General features: G+C 38.9%; 1 protein-coding gene. It reads right to left on the bottom strand.

Annotated features, from left to right (window positions below; all coding sequences use genetic code 11):
- Positions 1 to 310 (bottom strand): Rrf2 family transcriptional regulator (locus F7R20_RS31495; RefSeq protein ID WP_151180642.1); only part of this gene is annotated, 310 nt, incomplete at its 3' end.
- Between the last annotated feature and the right edge of the window lie 147 nt (positions 311 to 457).

Raw genomic sequence — 457 nt, 5'->3', positions numbered from 1 at the left:
ACATCGCACCATTTTGGCAGTTGCCTTTATGGTCACAACGCGTTGCGTCAACTGTTTCATTTACAGCTTCAATAATTTCCAAAACAGTGATGTCTTCAGCACTACGAGCAAGGTGATAACCACCATTTGCTCCACGGATACTGGACACTAAGCCGTGACGCTTCAATTTAGCAAATAACTGCTCTAAATAAGCTACTGAAATGGTTTGACGAGCTGCAATTTCGGCAAGAGTAATCGTCTGTTCAGTAGGCTGCAAAGCGAGATCAAGTAGGGCAGTCACTGCGTAGCGACCGCGAGTTGTTAAGCGCATGATTCGATACACATGTTAAGTCTAGATGTGCAGATTTTATGAATCCTGACTAAAATAGTCAAGTTTTTTTGATGTTGTTTAAATGTTTTATTTTATGTGAAAAATTATGTATTTAATTGAACCACACATTATACACTAATAACGTTA

This window comes from Pseudomonas brassicacearum subsp. brassicacearum (genome assembly GCF_008801605.1).
Classification (GTDB): Bacteria; Pseudomonadota; Gammaproteobacteria; order Pseudomonadales; family Pseudomonadaceae; genus Aquipseudomonas; species Aquipseudomonas brassicacearum.
This window is presented reverse-complemented; position numbering and strand designations above follow the sequence as displayed.